This window comes from Massilia scottii (assembly GCF_030846495.1).
GTDB lineage: Bacteria > Pseudomonadota > Gammaproteobacteria > Burkholderiales > Burkholderiaceae_D > Telluria_A > Telluria_A violaceinigra.
In genome coordinates, this window is the sequence record NZ_JAVCWM010000012.1 from 19,339 (window position 1) to 40,783 (window position 21,445).

The 21,445-nt window shown below is 65.7% G+C and carries 16 protein-coding genes; 14 read left to right on the forward strand and 2 right to left on the reverse strand.

Annotated features, from left to right (window positions below; genetic code table 11):
• Window positions 1-60 precede the first annotated feature (60 nt).
• The 12 genes from RBA41_RS17745 (at window position 61) to ppnP (ending at window position 14,889) form a co-directional block, all read left to right on the forward strand.
• Window positions 61-2,898 (forward strand): ATP-binding protein, encoded by a 2,838-nt coding sequence (locus tag RBA41_RS17745; protein ID WP_306625495.1) that lies wholly within the window; start codon window positions 61-63, stop codon window positions 2,896-2,898.
• 69 nt (window positions 2,899-2,967) lie between these two features.
• Window positions 2,968-3,432: a hypothetical protein gene (locus RBA41_RS17750; protein ID WP_306625497.1), complete on the forward strand. Its 465-nt coding sequence runs from the start codon at window positions 2,968-2,970 to the stop codon at window positions 3,430-3,432.
• 152 nt (window positions 3,433-3,584) lie between these two features.
• The gene (argF, locus tag RBA41_RS17755; protein ID WP_306625499.1) at window positions 3,585-4,517 is read left to right on the forward strand and encodes an ornithine carbamoyltransferase; all 933 of its coding nucleotides are present in this window, start codon (window positions 3,585-3,587) and stop codon (window positions 4,515-4,517) included.
• Window positions 4,518-4,552: 35 nt separating this feature from the next.
• Window positions 4,553-5,785, forward strand: a complete 1,233-nt coding sequence (locus tag RBA41_RS17760) for an argininosuccinate synthase (RefSeq protein WP_306625501.1) — start codon at window positions 4,553-4,555, stop codon at window positions 5,783-5,785.
• Between the two features lie 182 nt (window positions 5,786-5,967).
• Window positions 5,968-7,782, forward strand: coding sequence for a methyl-accepting chemotaxis protein (locus tag RBA41_RS17765; protein WP_306625503.1), 1,815 nt, complete (start codon window positions 5,968-5,970; stop codon window positions 7,780-7,782).
• A 21-nt stretch (window positions 7,783-7,803) separates the two neighbouring features.
• Window positions 7,804-8,265: a chemotaxis protein CheW gene (locus RBA41_RS17770; RefSeq protein ID WP_306625504.1), complete on the forward strand. Its 462-nt coding sequence runs from the start codon at window positions 7,804-7,806 to the stop codon at window positions 8,263-8,265.
• Complete coding sequence (locus RBA41_RS17775; protein WP_306625506.1) at window positions 8,262-9,524, forward strand: CheR family methyltransferase; 1,263 nt, start codon at window positions 8,262-8,264, stop codon at window positions 9,522-9,524. The genes RBA41_RS17770 and RBA41_RS17775 overlap by 4 nt, the downstream gene beginning before the upstream one ends.
• Window positions 9,521-10,207 carry a chemotaxis protein CheW gene (locus RBA41_RS17780; protein WP_306625507.1) on the forward strand — a complete coding sequence of 229 codons (687 nt, stop codon included), beginning with the start codon at window positions 9,521-9,523 and terminating at the stop codon, window positions 10,205-10,207. The genes RBA41_RS17775 and RBA41_RS17780 overlap by 4 nt, the downstream gene beginning before the upstream one ends.
• A complete protein-coding gene (locus RBA41_RS17785; RefSeq protein ID WP_306625508.1) occupies window positions 10,204-12,483 on the forward strand; it encodes a hybrid sensor histidine kinase/response regulator in 2,280 nt (759 codons plus the stop codon). Before RBA41_RS17780 ends, RBA41_RS17785 begins: the two co-directional genes overlap by 4 nt.
• On the forward strand, window positions 12,480-13,499 hold the full coding sequence (cheB, locus tag RBA41_RS17790) for a chemotaxis-specific protein-glutamate methyltransferase CheB (RefSeq protein WP_306625510.1): 1,020 nt from the start codon (window positions 12,480-12,482) through the stop codon (window positions 13,497-13,499). Before RBA41_RS17785 ends, cheB begins: the two co-directional genes overlap by 4 nt.
• Window positions 13,500-13,530: 31 nt before the next feature.
• Complete coding sequence (locus tag RBA41_RS17795) at window positions 13,531-14,565, forward strand: diguanylate cyclase (RefSeq protein ID WP_306625512.1); 1,035 nt, start codon at window positions 13,531-13,533, stop codon at window positions 14,563-14,565.
• Between the two features lie 12 nt (window positions 14,566-14,577).
• Window positions 14,578-14,889: a pyrimidine/purine nucleoside phosphorylase gene (ppnP, locus tag RBA41_RS17800; RefSeq protein WP_306625513.1), complete on the forward strand. Its 312-nt coding sequence runs from the start codon at window positions 14,578-14,580 to the stop codon at window positions 14,887-14,889.
• A 96-nt stretch (window positions 14,890-14,985) separates the two neighbouring features.
• Here the strand turns inward: ppnP and RBA41_RS17805 are convergent, their stop codons facing one another.
• Window positions 14,986-18,108, reverse strand: a complete 3,123-nt coding sequence (locus tag RBA41_RS17805; protein WP_306625515.1) for a glycoside hydrolase family 3 protein — start codon at window positions 18,106-18,108, stop codon at window positions 14,986-14,988.
• Between the two features lie 149 nt (window positions 18,109-18,257).
• Window positions 18,258-19,286: a UDP-N-acetylmuramate dehydrogenase gene (gene murB, locus RBA41_RS17810; protein WP_306625517.1), complete on the reverse strand. Its 1,029-nt coding sequence runs from the start codon at window positions 19,284-19,286 to the stop codon at window positions 18,258-18,260.
• Window positions 19,287-19,411: 125 nt separating this feature from the next.
• Here murB and RBA41_RS17815 point away from each other — a divergent pair, with 125 nt between their 5' ends.
• Entirely contained in the window at window positions 19,412-19,897 is a 486-nt protein-coding gene (locus RBA41_RS17815; RefSeq protein ID WP_167076764.1) for a YajQ family cyclic di-GMP-binding protein, read from the forward strand.
• 204 nt (window positions 19,898-20,101) lie between these two features.
• Window positions 20,102-21,367: a nitronate monooxygenase gene (locus RBA41_RS17820; RefSeq protein WP_306625520.1), complete on the forward strand. Its 1,266-nt coding sequence runs from the start codon at window positions 20,102-20,104 to the stop codon at window positions 21,365-21,367.
• The last annotated feature ends 78 nt before the right edge of the window (window positions 21,368-21,445 follow it).

Here is a 21,445-nt window from a genome sequence, read left to right on the forward strand (position 1 = left end):
TAGTTCGTTGGTCCCCTTTTCAGCATACAATGGCAACACCATCGTAAAGGGGTCCCGGCAATGGAGATGTTCACCGTCGATGTCAACGTTGCACAATGGGAGTCCGCCCTGCCCTCGCTGCGCGGCATGGAACGCTTGCCGGTGCTGCTGCCGCTGGCCTGGCACCTGCGCCAGCGCGATCCGGCCCGCGCCCTGATGCTGGCCGGCGAAGCGCTCTCCCAGCTGCCCCTGTCCGACCTCCCGCCCGACCACTGCGCCAGCCTGGAGGCGCGCATGCACCTGCTGCACGCCGAATGCGAATGGCTCGACGGCGCCCTCGACCTGGCCTGCACCCACGCCCAGGAACTGCTGTCCCGCTTCACCCTCCTGAACGACCATGCCGGCTGCGCCGACGCCCACTGGCTGCTGGCCTGGATCGCGGTCGACCGCGGCGACCATGACGGCAGCGACGCCGCCTTTTCCAGCGCCGCCGCCAGCGCCCGCGAGGGCGGCGACACCTTGCGCTGCGACCTGGCCGAAGCGGCCCTCGCGCGCTGGGCGGTGCTGCGCGACCCCGTCAGCGCGATTGCCCGCTGGGGCGAGCGCTTCGACGCCGACAGCACCCGCCTGCACCCGTCCCTGGCCACCTGGGTCAACGACTTCCTCGGCCTGGCCGCCAGCCAGGCGGCCGACTTCGGCGCCGCCGCCAGCCACTACATGCGCTGCTACGAGTCGGCCCTCGACACCGGCCAGGTGCGCGCCGCCATCACCGCCGCCACCAATATCGGCGAAGACTTCACCATCCTCAACGACCACCACTCGGCGCTCGAATGGGTCCAGTGCGCGCTCGAACTGGCGCGTCCCACCGGCTGGCCGCGCAGCGTCGGCGCCTGCCTGATGCACAGCGCCGACACCCTGCGCCGCCTGGGCCAGCTCGACGCCGCCCACGACATGCTGCAGGAAGCGCTGGCCATCCTGAAACCGCTGGAGAACGCGCGCAGCTACGCCATCGCCCTGCAATACCTGGGCGACCTGTCGCTCGACCAGGGCGACTACGACTGCGCGCTCGATGCCTTTACGCGCCTGGCCGCGCGCGCCGAAGCGCTCGACCAGGCCGACTTTCGCAGCATCGCGCGGCGCGGCCAGGCGCATGCGCTGTCGCACCTGGGCCGCGCCAATGAGGCCATCGCGGTGGCCGCCGACGCCGCCGCCATGGCCGCCGCCCCCGGCTACGCCTACAACCAGATCGCCGCGCTGCGCGTGATGGCCCTCATCCACGCCCAGCATGTGCTGCCGCCGCCGCCCGGCATGGTCGAACCGAATCCGGTGCTGCACTACCTGCAGCAGGCGTTGTCGGTGGCTTCCACCATCGAAGGCTACACGGTGCCGGGCGACCTGTACGACGCCATGGCGCGCGAGTACGCGGCCGCCGGCGACTACGCGCGCGCCTACGAGGTGGCGCTGGCGGCGTCCAGCTCGCGCGAAAAGACCCACAGCCAGGAAGCGACCAACCGCGCCATCGCCATGCAGGTGCATCACCAGACCGAGCACGCGCGCAGCGAGGGCTATCACCACCGCGAGCTGGCCGAATCGGAAGCGCGGCGCGCCGAAATCCTGCAGCGCACCAGCGCCACGCTCGAACGCCTGTCGGCCATCGGCCAGGAAATCACGGCCCACCTGGACGCCGCCGCCGTGTTCCAGGCGCTCGACCGCCACATCCACGGCCTGCTCACCGCCAGCACCTTCGCCATCTACCTGATCGACGCCGCCGGCACCGTGCTTCACCGCGCGTTTGGCGTGGAGCTGGGGCGCGAGCTGCCCAGTCACGCCATTGCCCTGTCCAAGCGCGACGCCTATTCGGTGCGCTGCCTCGACGAGCGGCGCGAAATCTATATCGAGCACTGGCCCGACGCCGAGCACCGCAAGGTGGTGCCGGGCACGATGGTCAATATGAGCGCGCTGTTCGTGCCGCTGTCGGTGGGCGAGCGCGCCATCGGCGTGATGACGGTGCAGGCACCGCAATCGCATGCCTATGGCGAGAACGAGCGCATGATTTTCCGCACCCTGTGCGCGTACGGGGCGATCGCGCTCGATAACGCCGAGGCCTACCGCCAGCTGCAGGATGCGCAGACGCAGCTGGTGTCGCAGGAAAAGCTGGCCGCCTTGGGCTCGCTCATGGCGGGCGTGGCGCACGAACTCAATACCCCGATCGGCAACAGCCTGCTGATCGCCAGCACGATGCAGGAAAAGACCGCCGAAATCGAAGCGCTGATGAACGGGCCGGGCCTGCGCCGCTCCGAGCTGGCCGCCTTCATCACCGATTCGCAGAAGGCGGCCTCGCTGGTGCTGCGCGGGCTCACCAGCGCGGCGGACCTGGTCAACAGCTTCAAGCAGGTGGCGGTCGACCGCACCACCGAGCAGCGCCGCTTCTTCAACCTGCAGCAGGTGTGCCACGAAATCATCGCCACCATGATGAACCGCATCCGCGCGGCCAATCACAACATCGACATGGACGTCTCGGACGCGATCGGGATGGACAGCTATCCGGGGCCGTTCGGCCAGGTCATCACGAACTTCATCAACAACGCGCTGCTGCATGCGTTTGCGCCGGGCCACAGCGGCAGCATGACGCTGACCGCATCGATGCCGGCCGAGGGACGGGTAGTGGTGGAGTTCCACGACAACGGCGGCGGCATCCGGCCCGAGCACCTGGGCCGGATTTTCGATCCGTTTTTTACCACCAAGCTGGGTCAGGGCGGCAGCGGGCTGGGACTGTCGATCAGCTATAACATCGTCACCTCGCTGCTGGGCGGGCAGATCACGGTGGTGAGCAATGCGCAGGACGGCACCAGCTTCGTGCTCGACCTGCCATTGACGGCGCCGGAGCATGCGGGAGCGGACGTGACGGCGATTTACTGAGGCGGCAGCGCGCCTGCCGTGTGAACGGGAGTAGTTGCTACGGAGATTGATTGAACTTATAGTGACCGGATGAACAATCCCTACCAAACCCCGGCAAGCTCCACGGCGGACATCACCCTGCCGACAAGGAAGCGCCCGCTTTCCGTCTGGCTACTTCTGCTCATCCTGGGCGCGACGATGATCTTTCACGCGATCGGCACCGTCGCTTTCTTACGATTCATTGTTTCTTATCAGCCACAGGAGCACATCCGCGTCGTGGAGGGCATCGCCGCACGCCTGGGCATCCTGGTGCTGGGCGGCGCCATCCTGCTCGGCGTCGTGCGCCGGCGCCAGTGGGGGCGCTGGCTCGCCGTGCTCGCCATGGGGGCGCTGACGGCCGCGCTGTTTTTCATACCGGATACGGCGCAGTACGCCAATGAGACCCAACGAAGCGGCGGTTTCGTCGGCCGCACGATCCTGTCTCCGGCACTGATGGCGTGGTGGATCTACGCATTTGGATTCTCGGCCAAGGCCAGACGCTATTTCGGGAATTGACATGCGCAGGCGGGGTTGGGATGAATTGGCCGGGTGGCGCCGGTGCGGTTTTCCGGGTTGCCCCCGGCAAATTATCAAAACCCTTATAATTGATCCGCAACCCTACGCCAGGGCCCGGCCGCGCGCGGCTCACGCATTCAATCGTTGTGTCTATGTCTACAAATAAACCGATCAAGCACTTCCTCCAGTTTTCCGACTTCACCCTGGCCGAGTTCGAGTACGTCATCGAACGCGCCAGGATCATCAAGCGAAAATTCAAGAACTACGAGGTCTACCATCCCCTGATCGACCGTACCCTGGTCATGGTGTTCGAGAAAAACTCGACCCGCACCCGCCTCTCGTTCGAGGCCGGCATGCACCAGCTGGGCGGCGCCGCCATCTACCTGAACACCCGCGACAGCCAGCTCGGACGCGGCGAGCCGGTGGAAGACGCCGGCCAGGTCATGAGCCGCATGTGCGACATCATCATGGTGCGCACCTTCGGCCAGGACATCATCGAGCGCTTCGCCGCCCATTCGCGCGTGCCGGTGATTAACGGGCTGACCAACGAACACCATCCCTGCCAGGTGCTGGCCGATATCTTCACCTACGTCGAACACCGCGGCTCGATCGCCGGCAAGATCGTCACCTGGGTGGGCGACGCCAACAACATGCTGTACTCCTGGCTGCAGGCGGCCGAAGTGTTCGGCTTCCACCTGAACGTATCGACTCCGAAGGGCTACGACATCGACCACTCCCTGGTGTCGACCTCCCGCTTCACCGTCTTCGACAACCCGTCGGACGCGTGCCAGGGCGCCCATCTGGTCAACACCGACGTGTGGACCAGCATGGGCTACGAGAAGGAAAACGCGGCGCGCCTGGCAGCCTTCGACGGCTACATCGTCGATGCCGCCAAGATGGCGCGCGCCGCACCGGACGCGCTCTTCATGCACTGCCTGCCCGCCCACCGCGGCGAGGAAGTCGCGGCCGAGGTCATCGACGGACCGCAGTCGGTGGTCTGGGACGAGGCCGAAAACCGCCTGCACGTGCAGAAGGCGCTGATCGAATACCTGCTGCTCGGCCAGATTGCCGGCAGCGCGGAATAACAACACACCATCGTCAACCCAAGATTGGAATTTCCATGAGCGACATCAAAAAAGTAGTCCTCGCCTATTCGGGCGGCCTGGACACCTCGGTCATCCTCAAGTGGCTGCAGGATAACTACAAGTGCGAGATCGTCACCTTCACCGCCGACCTGGGCCAGGGCGAAGAACTGGAACCGGCGCGCGCGAAAGCGATCAAGTTCGGCATCAAGCCGGAGAATATCTATATCGACGACGTGCGCGAAGAATTCGTGCGCGACTTCGTATTCCCGATGTTCCGCGCCAACACCGTGTACGAAGGCGAATACCTGCTGGGCACCTCGATCGCCCGTCCCCTGATCGCCAAGCGCCTGATCGAAATCACGCGCGCCACCGGCGCCGACGCGATTTCGCACGGCGCCACCGGCAAGGGCAACGACCAGGTGCGCTTCGAACTGGGCGCGTATGCGCTCAAGCCGGACGTCAAGATCATCGCCCCGTGGCGCGAATGGGACCTGCTGTCGCGCGAAAAACTGCTGAAGTACGCGGAAGATGCCGGCATCGCCGTCGACATGAAGCACAAGAACGGCGGCGCGCCCTACTCGATGGACGCCAACCTGCTGCACATCTCCTTCGAAGGCCGGCATCTGGAAAACCCGAGCGCCGAAGCCGAGGAAAGCATGTGGCGCTGGACCGTCAGCCCGGAAGCGGCGCCCGACCAGGCCGAGTACCTGGACCTCGAATACGAAAAAGGCGACATCGTGGCCATCAACGGCGTGCGCATGTCGCCGGCCGCCGTGCTGACGGAACTGAACCGCCTGGGCGGCAAGCATGGCATCGGCCGCCTGGACCTGGTGGAGAACCGCTACGTCGGCATGAAGTCGCGCGGCTGCTACGAAACCCCGGGCGGCACCATCATGCTGCGCGGCCACCGCGCCATCGAATCGATCACCCTGGACCGCGAAGTGGCCCACCTCAAGGATGACCTGATGCCGCGCTACGCGTCGATGATTTACAACGGTTACTGGTGGGCGCCCGAGCGCGTCGCGCTGCAAACCCTGATCGACCACACCCAGCAGACCGTCAACGGCTGGGTTCGCATGAAGCTGTACAAGGGCAACGTGATCGTCGTCTCGCGCGATTCCAGGACCGATTCGCTGTTCGACATGAACATCGCTACTTTTGATGAAGATGGCGGCGCCTACAACCAGGCCGATGCCGGCGGTTTCATCAAGCTCAATGCCCTGCGCATGCGCATCGCCGCCGTGGCCCGCGAAAAGCGCGGCCAGTAAGCACTCACAAGCCTCGCAACACTCTCCCCGGTGGGCCGCGCGCCCGCCGGCCGGCGCGGTCCGCATGCGGCCGCGCTCTTCCCTCCCCCGTAAAAATTTCCCGTTCTCCACGGCGAAACGTCCCGTGCTGTGCCTCAACGATGTTACATTTATAGAGAACAACACCGGACCCGGAGAGACCCATGTTTACAGACCTGAGCATCAAGAACAAGCTGTTTCTCGGCTTCGGCGCCATCGTCGCCATCATCCTGTTCCTGCTGATTCTGGCCTACAACAATTTCTCCAAGATGTCGGATGCCAACCGCTGGGACCGCCATACCCTGGAAGTACTGCTAGAAACCAACAAAATCGCCACCAACGTGCTGGAAATCCAGGCCGAGGTGCGCGGCTTCCTGCTCACTGGCGACGAACGCTTCCTGACGCCCCAGATCAATGAAGAGAAGTTCCTTGAGGAAAATATCCGCCGTGCCATCCTGCTGACCGGCGACAATCCGACGCAGAACGCGCGCGTGCGCAAGGTCGATGAGTTGACCGGGGTCTGGCTCAAGAACGTGATCCGCCCGCTGATCGCCAAGCGCCGCGCGCTCGGCAAGACGCCCGACGCCGCCGAGCAGATGACCCGCTCGCCCGAACTGGCCAACGGTTTCCAGGCCGTGAGCGACGTGCGCGCCCTGATCGCCCAGATCGGCGAGGAAGAAGGCGGCTTGCTGGCGGCCCGCAGCGCCGAATCGGCGCAACTGCAAAAAACCATGTCGCGGCTGCTCAGCGTGGGCGGCGTCATCTGCGTGGCGCTGGCCTCGATCGTGGCCTGGATGCTGGCGCGTGCGCTGCTCAACCCGCTCAACAACCTGACCGAGGCGGTCGGCAAGATCGCCTCGGGACAGCAGTCGGCGCGCGCTTCCGTGGTCTCGCGCGACGAGCTGGGGAAAGTGACCGAAGAATTCAACCGCATGGCGCAGTCGATCCAGGACAGCCAGGCCAACGAGGCCGCCGCCACCAATGCGTTGCGGGCCAATGTCGACGCCCTGCTCGACGTGGTCTCCAAGGCCGCCATCGGCGACCTGACCGGCACCGTCACCATCACCGGCAGCGACGCCATCGGACGCATGGGCGAAGGCCTGAAAACCATGGTCGGCAACCTGCGCATCCTGCTCAACAACGTGCAAAAGGCCGGCATCCAGGTCACCACCTCGGCCACCGAAATCGCCGCCTCGGCCAAGCAGCAGGAAGCGACCGGCATCGAGCAGGCCCAGACCAGCATCGAAATCCTCTCGACCACCAAGGAAATCTCGGCCAACACCACCCAGCTGCTCAAGACCATGGAAGACGCCACCGCGGTGGCCGACTACACCACCAGCGCCACCGCCGACGCCCAGCAAAACCTGAAACGCATGGACAGCACCATGCAGCACATGGTCTCGGCCACCGATTCGATCAATGCCAAGCTGGCGGCGCTGTCGGAAAAGGCCAGCAACATCAACAGTGTGCTCATTACGATTACCAAGGTCGCCGACCAGACCAACATCCTCTCGCTCAACGCGGCCATCGAGGCCGAAAAAGCCGGCGACGCCGGACGCGGCTTCTCGGTGGTGGCCACCGAAATCCGGCGCCTGGCCGACCAGACCTCGGTGTCGACCTGGGACATCGAGCAAATGCTCAAGGAAATGCAGTCGGCGGTATCGGCCAGCGTGATGGGCATGGACAAATTCTCCGAAGAGATCCGGCGCAGCGTGGGCGAAGTGCGCCAGGTGGGCGAACAGCTCTCCACCGTGATGGACCAGGTGCAGAAGCTGGCGCCCCAGTTCGACCTGGTGCTGCAGGGGATGCAGTCGCAGGCGGTGGGCGCCTCGCAGATTTCCGACACCATGATGCAACTGAACGACGCCACCCAGCAGACCGTCGAATCGCTGAAAGCGACCAGCGAAGCGGTGCACCAGCTGCAGTACGCGGCCAGCGACCTGCAATCGTCGGTGGCGACCTTCTCGGTCAACACCTGACCGGCTGCGGCGATGAAAGTCATGGTCTTTCATATCGGCGCCGACCGCTACGCCCTGCCCCTGTGGGCGGTGGCGCGGGTGCTGCCGGCCGCCGCCCTCAAGGCCATTCCGCTCGCGCCAGGCTACGTGGCCGGCCTGCTCGACCTGCACGGCGCGCCGGTGCCGGTGATCGACCTCTCAAGCCTGGCCGGAATGCCGCCCAGGCAGCTGTGGTACGACTCGCGCATCATCCTGGTCGACTATCCGGTCGCCGACGGCAGTGCGGACGGGGCCACGCGCCCGCTTGGCCTGCTGGCCGAACACGTGATCGGCGTCGAAACCATCGATAGCGCCGCGCTGGCCGATGCGGGCGTGAGCGGCGCCCCCTTCCTGGGCCAGGTGGCCGCCGACGGCGCCGGCATGCTGCAGCTGGTCAGCCTGGCGCAGCTGCTTGCCCCCGACGTGCGCGCGCAACTGTTCCCCGCCAGCGGAGCGGCGGCATGAAGGCGCGCGACCTCCTGCAGCAGGTAACGGGGCTGAACCTGACCGACGCCGTGGTGAACCGCGCCGTCGAACGGCGCATGCAGGCGCTCGCGCTGGACGACGTGCGCGCCTACGACCGCCTGCTCGCGAACGGCGCGGCGGAACTGGGCGCGCTGACCGAACTGGTGGTGGTGCCCGAATCGTGGATGTTCCGCGACGCCGAAGCGTTTGTCGCGGCCACCGCCTTCATCGGGCGGCGCCTGGCGGCCAAGCCGGCGCGCCCGGTGCGCATCCTGTCGGTGCCGTGCGCCGGCGGCGAAGAACCGTATTCGATGGCCATGTCGCTGCAAAACGCCGGCGTGGCCGCCAGCGACTATGCGATCGACGCGGTCGACCTGTCCGAGGTGGCGCTGGCGCGCGCGCGCGCCGGGCGCTACACCCGCAACGCCTTTCGCGGCCGCCACCTCGATTTCCGCGAACGCTACTTCGTGGCCGCCGGCGCCGAGTACCAGATCGGCGACGACATCCGCGCCCAGGTGAGCTTCAACCAGGCCAACCTGCTCGACCCCGCCTTTTCCAACCGGCCGGGCTACTACGACGTGGTCTTTTGCCGCAATCTGCTGATCTACTTCGACGACCCCACCGTGGCCACCGCCATCGCCAGCCTGGCGCGCCTGCTGGCCGACGACGGCATCCTGTTCGCCGGGTATGCCGAGGTGCCGGCGTTCTGCCGCAACGGCTTCGGGGCGCTGCGCGCGCCGGGCGCGTTCGCCCTCGAAAAGACCGGCGCCCACGCCTCCTGGCCGGCGCGCATCCCGGCGCGCCAGCACGTGCGCCCGCTGGCGCCGGCGCGGCCCGCAGCACCCGCGCCGGCGCCGCCGGCACCGCCATCCATCGCGCGCCCGCTGCGTGCCGCGCCGCCGGCAGCCGCGCGCCCCGCCCAGGCGGACATGCTGGCGCGCGCGCGCCGCCAGGCCGACCTGGGCGACTACCAGGGTGCCGCCGCGGCCTGCCGCGAACTGCTGGAACAGAACCCCGATTCGGCCGATGCCTACTTCATCCTCGGCATGGTCAGCGAATGCGAACAGCGCCTGGCCGAAGCGGGCGACCACTGGCGCCGCTGCGTCTACCTGCAGCCGGACCACTACGAAGCGCTGTGCCACCTGGCGCTGCTGGCCGAGCAAAGCGGCGAGCCGGCCCAGGCGGCCGCCCTCAAGCAGCGCGCCGCGCGCATCTATCAGCGCCGCAATGACGGCGACCAACGCAAAGGCGCACAATGAGCACCGCGCCCGGCCAGCCGCACGCGCCCGGCCTCGACGATTGCTGGAACAGGATCGGCGTGGCCGGCGACCTCAGTTGCCCCAAGCTCGCACAGCATGTCCACTGCCGCAACTGCGATGTGTACGAGGGCGCGGCGCGCCACAGCATGCAGCGTCCGGTGGGGCCGGGCTACCGCGAAGACTGGGCCGCCCTGCTGCGCCAGCCGCAGGCCGCGCGCGTGCAGCACGACAGCTCCGGGCTGGTATTTCGCCTGGGGCGCGAATGGCTGCTGCTGCCGACCCGGATGGTGTCCGCGGTCGCGCCGCTCGCCGCCAGCCACTCGCTGCCGCACCGCAGCGGCGGCGCGCTGACCGGCATCGTCAATGTCGGCGGCACCCTGACGCCCTCGATCGCACTGTCCAGCCTGCTCGGCATCGACGACAACGATGCCGCGGTCCAGCGCGGACGCCACGTGTTCGCGCGCTTGCTCGTCATCGTCTGGGAAGAGCAGCGCTTCGCCCTGCCGGTGGCCGACCTGCACGGCATCCTGCGCTACGGCGCGGCCAGCGTGGGCGCGCCGGCGGCCACCCTCAACAAGGGCCTGCAGCGCTTCATCACCGGCGTGCTGACCCATGACGACATGCGCATCGGCGTGCTGGACGCCCCGCTGATCGGCCACCAGATGACCAGGCTGCTGCGATGAGCACCGGCAGCGGCGACCTCAGTCAATTCTCGATGCTCGACCTGTTCCGCATGGAGGCGGACGGCCAGACCCAGATCCTCACCGATGGCCTGTTGAGCATGGAGCGCGGCGGCGGCGACGCCGCCACCGCCGAAGCGATGATGCGCGCCGCCCATTCGATCAAGGGCGCGGCCGCCATCGTCGGCCTGGACGTGGTGGTGCAGCTGGCGCACGGCATGGAAGACGCCTTCATCGCGGCCCAGCATGGCCAGCTGCAGCTCACGCCCGCGCGCATCGACGCGCTGCTGGCCGGGGTCGACCTGATACTGCAGTTCTCGACCCTGGACGAGGCATCGCTGCCGGCCTGGCTGGAGCAGCACGGCGCGCGCATCGGCGCCGCCATGAACAGCATCGCCGGCATCGCCCAGATCCAGTCGGCGCCGGAGCTGGAGCTGGAAGCGTACCCGGTCACGGTCCCGGTCCCGGCGCCAGCTGCGCCGCCAGGGCCCGAAGCCGCCGCGGCGCCGCCTGCGCCTGAGGAAACGGCGCCGCATCGGGTCCAGGGCGCGCCCAAGGCGGCCCAGAACTTCGACCGCCTGCTGGCCCTGGCCAGCGAATCGCGCATCAATGCGCACCAGATGCACCCCTTCATCGCACAGCTGCAGCGCTTCAAGCGCAACCAGGCCAGCCTGTTCCAGGCGCTCGAACAGCTGCACGACGCCGTGGTGCGCAGCGGCGACCAGGCCTTGATCGAACAATCGGCCCTGACCGGCCAGAAGGCCCATCCGCTCAAGCAGTTCATGCTCGAACACATGGCCGACATCGAAAGCTACGAGCGGCGCCTGCTGGGCGTATCGAAAAACCTGGTGGACGAAGTGCTGACCTTGCGCATGCGCCCTTTCCGCGACGGCGTGCAAGCGTTCCCGCGCATGGTGCGCGACCTGGCGCGCAGCCTGGGGAAAGAAGCGCAGCTGCAGATCGAAGGCGAAGAGACGCTGGTCGACCGCGACATCCTGGCGCGCATCGAAAGCCCGCTCAACCACATGCTGCGCAACGCCGTCGACCATGGCATGGAAAGCGCGTCCGAACGGATCGCCGCCGGCAAGCCGGCGCTGGGCACCATCGTGCTCGAAGCCCGCCACCGCGCCGGCATGCTCGGTATCGAGATCCGCGACGACGGGCGCGGGGTCGACATCGAACGCATCCGGCGCCAGGTGGTCGAGCGCAAGATGGCCAGCGCCGCGATGGCCGAAGCCATGTCGCAGCCGGAGCTGATCGAATTCCTGTTCCTGCCCGCCTTCAGCCTGAAGGAAACCACCAGCGCCATTTCCGGGCGCGGCGTGGGGCTCGACATCGTGCACCAGACCATCCGCGAACAGAATGGCACGGTGCGCATCGAGTCCACCCCGGGCGAGGGCTTCCATACCTTCATCACGCTGCCGCTGACGCAGTCGATCGTGCGCGCGCTGGTGGTCGACGTGCAGGGCGAAGCCTACGCGATCCCGATCGTCAAGGTCGAACGGGTGCTCAAGGTTCCGCAAAGCGAGATCCACACCCTGGAGAACAAGCAGTTCTTCGACTTCGGCGGCGAGCACCTCGGGCTCGTTTCGGCCGCCCAGGTGCTGGAACTGGGCCAGATCGGCAGCGGCGCCGGCGAACTGCCGGTGGTGGTGATCGGCGCGGCCCAGCGCCGCTACGCGCTGGTGGTCGACGCCATCCGCGGCGAGCAAAGCCTGGCGGTGCAGGCGCTCGACCCGATCTTCGGCAAGATGCGCGACATCAGCGCCGGCGCCCTGCTCGACGACGGCGCCCCGGTCCTGATCCTCGACGTGCCCGACCTGCTGCTGTCGATCGACAAGCTGCTGCACGAAGGCGGCCTGCACCAGCTGGGCGCGCGCGGCGGCCCCGAAAAACGCAAGGTCAAGCGCATCCTGGTGGTGGACGACTCGCTCACCGTGCGCGAAATGGAACGCAAGCTGCTGCAGGGCCGCGGCTTCCAGGTCGATATCGCCATCGACGGCATCGACGGCTGGAACGTGGTACGCAGCGGCGACTACGACCTTTTAATCACCGACGTCGACATGCCGCGCATGGACGGCATCGAACTCGTTAGCCTGGTCAAGAAAGATATCCACTTGTACAAACTGCCCGTCATGATCGTCTCCTACAAGGACCGCCCGGAAGACCGCGCGCGCGGCATGAGCGCCGGCGCCGACTACTACCTGACCAAGGGCAGCTTCCACGACGAGACCCTGCTCAACGCCGTGTTCGACCTGATCGGAGAAGCGGGCCTATGAAAATCGGCATCGCCAACGACGTCGCCATGGCGGCCGAAGCGCTGCGCCGCGTGGTGGCCAGCACCAGCGAGCACCAGGTGGTGTGGATCGCCCGCACCGGCCTGGAAGCGGTGCGCATGTGCGTCGACAACCGTCCCGACCTGATTTTGATGGACCTGAACATGCCGGAGCTGGACGGGGTCGAAGCGACGCGCCAGATCATGGAAAAGGCGCCGTGCGCGATCCTGGTCGTTACCGGCCAGCCGCAGGACAACGTCAGCCAGGTATTCCGCGCGCTCGGCGCCGGCGCGCTCGACGTCACCGCCACGCCGCTGCTGGCGCGCGGCGGCGGGGGCGATGCCGCGCTGCTGCACAAGATCAAGACCATCGGCAAACTGATTCGCGTCAGCGGCGCCGACGCCCATCCCACGCAGCCGCCCGACCGCTTCGACGGCAGGATCAAGCACCTGCTGGCGATCGGGTCCTCGACCGGCGGCCCGATCGCGGTGGCCAAGGTGCTGGCCGGCTGGACGCCGGCGCCCGGCACCGCCATCGTGGTGGTCCAGCACATCGATGAAAACTTCGCCGCCCATTTTTCCAAGTGGCTGGGCGAACAGCTGGTCATGCCGGTGCGCGTGATCGACGACGGCGACGCGCTCGAAGCGGGCTGCGTGCAGATCGCCCGCACCAACGACCACCTGGTCATGAGCGCGCGCCACCGCCTGCACTACGACGAAGCGCCGCGCGACTACGCCTACCGGCCCTCGGTCGACGTGTTTTTCCATTGCGTGGCGCGGCACTGGGATGGCGACGCCACCGGCGTGCTGCTGACCGGGATGGGGCGCGACGGCGCCAACGGCCTGCTCGCCATGCGCCAGGCCGGCAAGACCACCATCGCCCAGGACCAGGCCAGCAGCGCTGTGTACGGAATGCCACGCGCCGCCGCCGAGATTGATGCCGCGCAGCAAATTTTGTCCTTGGAAAACATCGGACGGGCATTGCGCAGTAGAATTGGGACCAAACCGGCCGGGAACTAGCGCCGGGCTCCTTACCGAAAAGCTGATACCGATGTCCGACGTTTACAAAACCTACATGCCGGAGCCGGCCGTTTTCAAGGTCCGGGTCCTGATGGTGGACGACCAGCCGATCATCGTCGAGGCGGTGCGGCGCATGCTGGCCGACCAGGCGGACATCGAATACCACTACGTGCTCGACTCGACGCTGGCACGCGAGACCGCCGAGCAGCTGCAGCCGACCGTGATCCTGCAAGACCTGGTCATGCCCGGCATCGACGGCTTCGGGCTGATCGCGCTGTACCGCGAGCACGACTACCTGCGCCACGTGCCGGTGATCGTGCTCTCGGCCAAGGAAGACCCCAAGCTCAAGGCGCACAGCTTCGCCGTGGGCGCCAACGATTACCTGGTCAAGCTGCCGGACCGGCTCGAACTGCTGGCGCGGGTGCGCTACCACTCGGCGGCGCACATCAGCCGGCTGCAGCGCGACGAAGCGTTTCGCTTCCTGCGCGAAAGCCAGCACAAGCTGGCCGAAGCGAACATCGAACTGCAAAAGCTCGCCGCGCTGGACGGCCTGACCGGGATCGCCAACCGGCGCCGTTTCGACGACGTCATCAAGCTCGAATGGCAGCGCGGACAACGCGAACAAAAGCCGCTGTCGGTGCTGATGTGCGACATCGACTGCTTCAAGGCCTACAACGACAGCTTCGGCCACCTGCCGGGCGACCTGTGCCTGAAAAAGACCGCGGCCGTGCTCACCGAGAACCTCAAGCGTCCGGCCGACCTGGCGGCGCGCTACGGCGGCGAAGAGTTTGCCATCATCCTGCCCGAGACCGACCTGGCCGGCGCGCAAGTGGTGGCCGATGCCGTGCGCAGCCACCTGGAAAAGCTGGCGCTGGACAATCCGCAAGCGCCGGGCGGCATTGTCACCATGTCGATCGGCGTGGCCAGCGTGGTCCCTTCGCGCGCCGATACGCCCGAAAAACTGACCGCACGCGCCGACAAGGCCCTGTACGCCGCCAAGACGAGCGGGCGCAACCGCGTGTGCCTGGCCCACGCCGAGGCCGAGGCAGCACCTATTCCCACCTGAAGAAGGAAGTCCATGAGCATGATTCAAAACGTCGCCGTCAGCAAGAAATCGAATATCTACTTCGACGGCAAATGCGTCTCGCACACGCTGTTGCTGGCCGATGGCAGCAAGAAAACGGTGGGCGTGATTTTCCCGTCGCAGCTGACGTTCAACACGGCGGCGCCGGAAGTGATGGAAATCGTCGCCGGCAAATGCCGGGTGAAGCTGGCGGGCAGCGACGCGTGGCAAGACTACGCGGCGGGCGAGCGCTTCAGCGTCGGCGCCAACACCGCCTTCGACATCGACACGACCGAGACGCTCGACTACGTCTGCCACTTCGGCTGAGCTGCGGCGGGCACATTCCCGACGAAAAACGGACGCCGCCCGGCGTCCGTTTTTCGTCCGTCCTTAACTTCGTCCGTCCTTGACTGCTACGAGCGATTACTGCACAAAGCGGATCTGGCGCAGCTTGTACTTCACCCCCTGCTGATCGCCCCACTTCGGCAAGGTGCCGAACGGCATGCCGATGTTGCGCAGGTCGAAGCAGGGATCGGCCGCCGCAATCAGCGCGCTGACCTTGACCGTGACCGGCGTCCAGCTACCCGGGGCCGGACGGCCGAACAGATGATCGCCCGACTTGCAATTGGTGCCCGGGCTTTCCATCTTGACCGCCAGGCCGCCGCTGTTGGCTCCATAGCTGCCGACATTGATCTCGAACTGCAGGGTGCCACCGGCGAAGTTGCTCAGGTTCACAGGCGTGCCGGTGATCATCGCCAGGCCGTCGCCACCGTCGGCGGCGAAGTTCAAGTCCAGCCCCTCAGCGGGCGTGATGGTGGCCCTGGTGTGGCTGCCATTGGACGAGTAAGTGGTCAGCACCAGGTCGCCGGTCAGCGCGCCCGCGTTGAACACGCCGTAAGTCGGTCCCGGCAGCGGCGGCCCGAAGACCACCGGTGGCGGCACCAGACTGGCGCAGGTGGCGGCATCGGCATCCCTGGCTGCGCCCGGCACCCAGCGGATGTTGGCAAACGAGGCGACAAACGCTTGCTCGGTATAGACCAGGAACGGCGTGTCGATCAGGGTGAAGTCGGCGCCCTTGGCGGCAAAGCAGGCCAGCGGCAATTTCACGGTACGCTTCGCCTCCAGCGGCAAGCCCCTGAACAAGGTCGTGGCGTCCACTTCGCCCGCGCAAGGGTGCTTGCAGTCCACGCGCATTTTCACCGCGCCGGCCGGCGCCTTGTGCACGATGGTATCGAATACCAGGGCCGCGTCGGCGTTGAGGTAGGCTTCACGGTCGGCCGTGCTGGCCGCTTGCGAATAAAACTGGCCGGCGCCGCTCCAGGTGATTTTCTTGCCGTCCTGCTGGACATTGATCTGGGTGGTCTCTGCCTTGACGTTGGGCAAGGTCGTGACCGCGTTCAAGTCGGCGCCCAGCGCCAGCGACCAGGCGCTCGGGTCGCCGATACGGGCCGTGTAGGGCGCCTGGTCGGCCGAACGGAACACCTCCAGATCGCTACTCGCCTGGCTGCCGTTACCGGCGATCTGGGCACAACCGAGGGTCGGCGCCGTTTCGTCGAGCTTGGCCAGCCTGGTGTCGTCCGCGTAGCGCATCCCGAAGCCATAGGCAAATAGCGGATCGTAGTTGGCATCGCCTTTATTGGCCATCTGGCAAGCCGTTTTCGGCCAGGAGAACGACAGCTTGCCGTTCAGGTCCAGATTGACGTCGCCATTGTCCTTGCGGAACAGGACATCGGTGACACCCTTGCCTTCGGTGCCGGGCAGCCAGGCCACCACGAACGCGCTTGAGCGGTTCAGTTCCCTGTTGACCCAGACCGGACGGCCGGTGATCAGCACCGTGACCACCGGCACGCCCTTGCCGCTGACGGCATCGAGCACGGCCAGGTCTTCCGGATGGCGGCGCGCGTGCTCCAGGGTGCCGCTCCTGCCGATGTCGCCCACGCCTTCGGCGTACGGGGTTTCGCCGATGACGGCGATGACGGCCTTGAAGTCGGCCACCCTGACGTCGGCGGCGTCCTGGCGGTAGACCACGTTGGCCTCGCCGGCCACCGATTTGATCGCCGTCAGGATGCTGTCGGCGTTCGGGAAGTCGGCATTGGTATTGGCCGTGCCCTGCCAGGTGAGCGACCAGCCGCCGGTTTGATTGGACAGGTTGTCGGCGCTTTTGCCGACCACCAGGATTTTTTCACCGCGCTTGAGCGGCAACACCTTGTTGTCGTTTTTCAGCAGCACCAGCGACTTTTGCACAGCTTCGCGCGCCAGGGCACGATGCTGCAAACGGCTGGCATCGGTGTAGGGGCGTTCGAGCGGCGCCTTGGCGCTCATGATGCCGGCGCGAAATTTCACGCGCAGGATGCGGGTGACGGCATCATCGATGCGCGCCAGCGGAATCTCGCCCTTGTTGACCGAGGCGATGGTGTTGTCGATAAACTCTTTCCACTTGTCCGGGACCATGATCATGTCGACCCCGGCATTGATCGCTTGTGGGCAACTGCCGTCGCTGCAGCCCGCCACCTGGGCGTGGCCGTTCCAGTCACCGATGACGAAGCCGTCGAAGCCCATCTTGGTCTTGAGCACATCGGTCAGCATCTCTTTGCTGCCGTGCATCTTACCGACCTTGATATTCAAGCTGTCATTGTCCCAGCTGTTAAACGAGGCCATCACGGTCTGGGCACCGGCGCCCAGGGCGTGGTAATACCCCTGGCCATGAATGTTGATCATGTCGTTGCGGCTGGACATGTTGACGCCCTGATCCCTGCCCAGATCGGTGCCGCCGTCGCCGATGAAGTGCTTGGCCGTGGCGATGACGTTGCCGCTGCCGGCAAAATCGTTCTGCAAGCCCTTGACCATTTCACGCGCGTATTTGGTGACAATCAAGGGATCTTCGGAATACCCTTCATAGGTGCGACCCCAGCGGTCGTCGCGCACCACCGCGAGGGTCGGGGCGAAGGTCCAGTCGATACCGGTGGAGTACACCTGAGCGGCCACGGCCGCGCCGATGCGGCGCATCATGGCCGGATCGTTGGCCGCGCCCAGGCCGATGTTATGCGGGAACATGGTGGCGCCGAACACATTATTGTGGCCGTGCACCGCGTCGGTACCCCAGATCACCGGGATCCTGACCTTGGCATCGGTGGCCATCGACGCTTTCCAGTAGGCGTCGGCCAGCTTGACCCACTCTGCCGGCGCGGCCAGCTTATCGTTACCCGGAAAAGAACCACCGCCGTTGAGCACCGAACCGATGTAGTACTGGCGCACCTGGTCCGGGGTGATGCTCTTGATTTCAGGCTGGGTCATCTGTCCGACTTTCTCGGCCAGGGTCATCCCGGCAACGATGGCGGCGATGGCGGACTCGATCGCCGGATCTTTCTTGATATCGCTCGTCACGTGCGGGAAATCGCTGTACTGCGTCACCTTGTCGACGGCGACTGGCGGCGTGGGGGTTTCCGGCCTGGCCGGGTCGCTGTCGCCATCGCAGGCGGCCAGCATGGCGCCACAGGCGGCCGCTGCCAGCCCGCTCCGGATCAAGGTACGTAACTTGTCTTGCATAGTGTTTGTCTCCCGTTTGAATGGCCGGCGCCCCAAATTGGAAGCGCTTCCTTTTGCACATTCATTATTTATCAGAATTGATTAAAAAGATAATATTTTCTGATCTATCGACGGGATTGGCGCGCCCGCCACAGGCGCGCAGGGGCAGGCTAGATGAAGACGGGCTCGGTTTCGAGGGCGACGCCGAAACGCGCCAGCACATCGGCCTGGATCGCCCGCGCCAGCGCCAGCACCTCGGCGCCGCTCGCGCCGCCGCGGTTGACCAGCACCAGCGCCTGCTTGTCGTAGACGCCGGCCGCGCCCAGGCTGCGTCCTTTCCAGCCGCACTGGTCGATCAGCCATCCGGCCGCCAGCTTTTCGCTGCCGTCGCCCTGTGCGTGGTGCACCAGCGCCGGATGCGCCGCCAGCAAGGCCGCACACTGCGCGCTGCCGACCACGGGATTCTTGAAGAAGCTGCCGGCGTTGCCGATCCGGGCGGGATCGGGCAGCTTGCGCCGCCTGATCGCCACCACCGCGTCGCTGACCTGCTGCGCCGTGGGCGAGGCCAGCCCCGCGCCAGCGACTTCCTGCGCCAGCTCGGCATACTTCAGGTTCGGCGTCCACGCGCGCGGCAGCGCGAAGGTGACGTCGACAATCACCAGCCCCGCTCCATCGGCATGCTTGAACACGCTGTCGCGGTAGCCGAAGCGGCAGGCCGCCGCATCCATCACGCGCACGCGTCCGCTGGCCAGCTCGACCACGGTCAGCGAGTGGAACAGGTCCTTCACTTCCGCCCCGTAGGCGCCGATGTTCTGGATCGGCGAGGCCCCCGCCGTGCCGGGAATGAGGGCCATGTTTTCCAGCCCGCCCAGCCCCTGCGCCAGCGTCCATTGCACGAAGCCGTGCCAGTTCTCGCCGGCCCCGGCCCGCACCAGGATGCTGCCGCCCTGCTCGCCCAGCACCGCGCGCCCTTCAATGCCCATGTGCAGCACCAAACCGTCGAAGTCGCCCGTGAGGACGATGTTGCTGCCGCCCCCGAGCAGCAGGCGCGGCAGCGCGGCAAGGACCGGATCGGCCATCACTTGCGCCAGCTGTTCCACCCGGGTGAGCTTGAGATAGGCGCGCGCGCGCGCGTCGATGCCGAAGGTATTGACGCCGCGCAGGGAGAAATCGGGCGAAATGACAAGGTCTGGTTGCATGAATGAGCGTCGTTTAAGCATTTAGGGGGCCAATCCGGTAAAAAACCGGGTCAGCACAGGGGCGCCGCCCCGGTTGTCCGTTAAAATATCGGCATTCTACATTTTGCAAGTAAAAGGATCCCATTATGCCGTCGTTTGATGTCGTCTCCGAAGCAGACATGATCGAAGTGAAAAACGCTGTCGAACAATCGAACAAGGAAATCACCACCCGTTTCGATTTCAAGGGCAGTTCCGCCAAGGTCGAGCAGAAGGAGTGCGAACTGACCGCCTTCGCCGATTCCGATTTCCAGCTCTCGCAAGTGCGCGATGTGCTGACCAACAAGCTGGCCAAGCGCAAGGTCGATGTGCGTTTCCTCGACGAGGGCAAGATCGAGAAAATCGGCGGCGACAAGGTCAAGCAGGTGATCAAGGTGAAAAACGGCATCGAAACCGACGATGCCAAGAAGATCGTCAAGGTCATCAAGGATAGCAAGATGAAGGTCCAGGCCAGCATCCAGGGCGAGTCGGTACGCGTGACCGGCGCCAAGCGCGACGATCTGCAGGCCGCCATGGCCATGCTGCGCAAGGATGTGCCGGACATGCCGCTGGAATTTAATAACTTCCGCGATTGATCGGACAGCACGATCAATCGGGGCGATTCGGGTCCGTGGATCCGGAAATCGCCGACAATACGGCGGTATTAGGCGCTGTATTGCTAGTTGGATAGGCGATCACCCGGGCAGTGCCCGGCGTGCTTGGGGTAGAATTGTGGGTGTGCAAGCTGGCTACGGCAGCCGCGCCAGCGCACCAGTAAACTTGGCAGTCTAAGGATAGCAATGAAACGTGTTGATGATTTCCGCCTGCGTCTGGGCAACAAGGAATATGTGCCCATCATGATCGGTGGCATGGGCGTCGATATTTCGACTTCCGAACTGGCACTCGAAGCGGCGCGCCTGGGCGGGATCGGGCATATTTCGGATGCCATGGTCGAGGATGTCTCGGACCGCAAGTTCGACACCAGCTATGTGAAAGACAAGACCAAGACCTATAAGTTCAACATCAATAACATGGACAAGGCGGTGGTGCAGTTCGACCTGGCCCGCCTGGCCGATGCCACCCGCCGCCACGTGGGCGCGACCATGGAAGCGAAACGCGGCGATGGCCTCATTTTCGTGAACTGCATGGAAAAGCTGACCATGAATTCGCCGCGCGAAACCCTGCGCACGCGCCTGTCGGCCGCGCTCGACGCCGGCATCGACGGCATCACCATGTCGGCCGGCCTGCACCTGGGCTCGTTCGCCCTGATCGCCGACCATCCGCGTTTCCGCGACGCCAAGCTGGGCATCATCGTCTCGTCCGTGCGCGCGCTGCAGATTTTCCTGCGCAAGGTGACCAAGCTGGACCGCCTGCCCGATTACATCATCGTCGAAGGCCCGCTGGCCGGCGGCCACCTCGGCTTCGGCATGGACTGGGCCGAGTACGACCTGCATACCATCATGGATGAAATCCATGCCTACATGCGCGCCGAACAGCTCGATATTCCGCTGATCGCCGCCGGCGGCGTGTTCACCGGCAGCGACGCCACCGGCTTCCTCGAAAAAGGCGCGGGCGGGGTCCAGGTGGCGACCCGCTTCACCATCACCAACGAGTGCGGCCTGCCCGAGAAGGTCAAGCAGGAGTACGTGCGCGCGACCGAAGACGACATCATCGTCAACGGCATTTCGCCGACCGGCTATCCGATGCGCATGCTCAAGAGCACGCCCGCCATCGGCGCCGGCATCCGTCCGGGCTGCGAGTCGTACGGCTATCTGCTCGACGCCACCGGCAACTGTTCCTACATCAATGCGTACAACCGCGAAGTGCTGGCCAATCCGGACAGCAAAACCGTGGTGGTGATGGACAAGACCTGCCTGTGCACGCACATGCGCAATTTCAATTGCTGGACCTGCGGCCACTACACTTACCGCCTCAAGGACACCACCCACAAGCTGTCCGACGGCAGCTACCAGATGCTGTCGGCCGAGCACGTGTTCCAGGATTACCAGTTCAGCGTCGATCACCAGATCGCCCTGCCGGCGCGCCAAAATATCGTCCTCGCCTGATTTTTTCCCGATGTCCGGCGGCCGCACGGCCGCCGGCGCTCCCGCCGCGCCTCTTTTCCTTCAAGTTTCGCGTCAGCG

Excerpts from the sequence above, each read along its gene's own strand:
- RBA41_RS17805 (WP_306625515.1), bottom strand. The coding sequence starts at position 18,108 with ATGCAAGACAAGTTACGTACCTTGATCCGGAGCGGGCTGGCAGCGGCC.
- RBA41_RS17780 (WP_306625507.1), top strand. The coding sequence starts at position 9,521 with ATGAGCACCGCGCCCGGCCAGCCGCACGCGCCCGGCCTCGACGATTGC.
- RBA41_RS17750 (WP_306625497.1), top strand. The coding sequence starts at position 2,968 with ATGAACAATCCCTACCAAACCCCGGCAAGCTCCACGGCGGACATCACC.
- cheB (WP_306625510.1), top strand. The coding sequence starts at position 12,480 with ATGAAAATCGGCATCGCCAACGACGTCGCCATGGCGGCCGAAGCGCTG.
- RBA41_RS17795 (WP_306625512.1), top strand. The coding sequence starts at position 13,531 with ATGTCCGACGTTTACAAAACCTACATGCCGGAGCCGGCCGTTTTCAAG.
- RBA41_RS17770 (WP_306625504.1), top strand. The coding sequence starts at position 7,804 with ATGGTCTTTCATATCGGCGCCGACCGCTACGCCCTGCCCCTGTGGGCG.
- RBA41_RS17765 (WP_306625503.1), top strand. The coding sequence starts at position 5,968 with ATGTTTACAGACCTGAGCATCAAGAACAAGCTGTTTCTCGGCTTCGGC.
- ppnP (WP_306625513.1), top strand. The coding sequence starts at position 14,578 with ATGAGCATGATTCAAAACGTCGCCGTCAGCAAGAAATCGAATATCTAC.
- RBA41_RS17775 (WP_306625506.1), top strand. The coding sequence starts at position 8,262 with ATGAAGGCGCGCGACCTCCTGCAGCAGGTAACGGGGCTGAACCTGACC.
- RBA41_RS17760 (WP_306625501.1), top strand. The coding sequence starts at position 4,553 with ATGAGCGACATCAAAAAAGTAGTCCTCGCCTATTCGGGCGGCCTGGAC.
- argF (WP_306625499.1), top strand. The coding sequence starts at position 3,585 with ATGTCTACAAATAAACCGATCAAGCACTTCCTCCAGTTTTCCGACTTC.
- RBA41_RS17815 (WP_167076764.1), top strand. The coding sequence starts at position 19,412 with ATGCCGTCGTTTGATGTCGTCTCCGAAGCAGACATGATCGAAGTGAAA.
- RBA41_RS17745 (WP_306625495.1), top strand. The coding sequence starts at position 61 with ATGGAGATGTTCACCGTCGATGTCAACGTTGCACAATGGGAGTCCGCC.
- RBA41_RS17785 (WP_306625508.1), top strand. The coding sequence starts at position 10,204 with ATGAGCACCGGCAGCGGCGACCTCAGTCAATTCTCGATGCTCGACCTG.
- RBA41_RS17820 (WP_306625520.1), top strand. The coding sequence starts at position 20,102 with ATGAAACGTGTTGATGATTTCCGCCTGCGTCTGGGCAACAAGGAATAT.
- murB (WP_306625517.1), bottom strand. The coding sequence starts at position 19,286 with ATGCAACCAGACCTTGTCATTTCGCCCGATTTCTCCCTGCGCGGCGTC.